This window comes from Vibrio sp. V39_P1S14PM300 (genome assembly GCF_009904765.1).
Classification (GTDB): Bacteria; Pseudomonadota; Gammaproteobacteria; order Enterobacterales; family Vibrionaceae; genus Vibrio; species Vibrio proteolyticus.
In genome coordinates this window covers 19,015-20,400 of sequence record NZ_WXWP01000165.1, presented here as the reverse complement: position 1 = coordinate 20,400, position 1,386 = coordinate 19,015, and the positions used below count along the sequence as shown (strand labels likewise).

Sequence of the window (1,386 nt, the reverse complement as noted above, 5' to 3'; positions counted from 1 at the left end):
TTTATAATTTTTGAACATGATATAAATGAAGAACATGTGGAGGCTATTCGATCTTTAATTAAAAAAGGTTATGAGTTACCCCTGCAAGAAATTGCTACATTCTTAAGAGATAAAGATGAAGAAGACTTTGCTGAGTGTGTTGATCATATATCTGTTTGATTTAAATGTTTTTATTTGATTTTATGACATTTACGTGCTGATATCAGGTGGTTTCTGTGACTTGATGTCAGCATGTTGGTTTGTTCAAGTTGAATGTATGTTAGACATTGTCGCTACCCAACTTCACACTTTCTTAAAAAATCATTAATAAACTACTCATCAGTTTGCACTACGTATTACTCCGCTATATCCCTATTTCAATTTATATTAAATTAAATTAAAACAAGTAGATACTATATGTATGTCAAATGGCTTACGTATATCTACGTAAGTCAATAGTCTAATGGTTTTCTCGCACGCCTACTTGAATGCGTGTTCACGCGCATTTCTCATTTTGCTTTTATCACGCATCTTTGTTGTGAATCTAATAAATGTCGAAGTATTCATAGATTTTTAAAATGTAATGCTCGAAAGGAACAATAAGCACGAAAGGACGTGAACATGAGTGTGATTCAACAATCGCTGAAGCGAGTCGTAAAAATGACGGCTGCTGCACTGACCTGCGCGCTGTTGGCAACTTCTGCCAATGCTGCTGAAAAAGTGTATCGCCTGAAGCTGGCAGAAACATGGGGACCAAACTTCCCGATCTTTGGTGATACCACCCAAAATATGGCGAAGATGGCGGAAGAAATGTCCAACGGACGTCTGCAAATTCGCATCGATTCTGCCAATAAGCATAAAGCGCCTTTTGGTGTGTTTGATATGGTTAAGTCCGGACAATATGACATGGGCCACTCGGCATCGTATTACTGGAAAGGGAAAGTGCCCAACACGCTTTATTTCACTTCCATGCCGTTCGGTATGTTGCCGACGGAGCAATACGCCTGGTTCTACTATGGCGGTGGCATGGAGTTGATGGAGAAGGTATATGCACCTCATAACATGCTGTCGTTCCCTGGGGGTAACACGGATACTCAGATGGGGGGCTGGTTCCAGAAAGAGATCAAAACCGTCGATGATTTACAAGGTCTGAAGATGCGTATTCCAGGGTTTGCTGGAGAGGTGCTTGCAGAGCTTGGCGCAAAGCCAACCAACATTGCACCGGGTGAGCTTTATACCTCGTTAGAGCGGCGCACCATTGATGCTCTGGAATGGGTTGGCCCCTCGCTGGATCTGCGCATGGGGTTCCACAAGATAGCGCCGTATTACTACACCGGTTGGCATGAGCCTGGTACTGAGCTGCAATTCTTAGTCAACAAGCGTACCTGGGACCGACTGCCAGACGAT

1 protein-coding gene is annotated in these 1,386 nt (G+C 42.8%); it reads left to right on the top strand.

Translation table 11 applies throughout. The features are described from left to right. Positions 1–600 precede the first annotated feature (600 nt). A partial coding sequence (locus tag CAG65_RS08250) for a TRAP transporter substrate-binding protein (RefSeq protein ID WP_161453315.1) occupies positions 601–1,386 on the top strand: 786 nt, incomplete at its 3' end.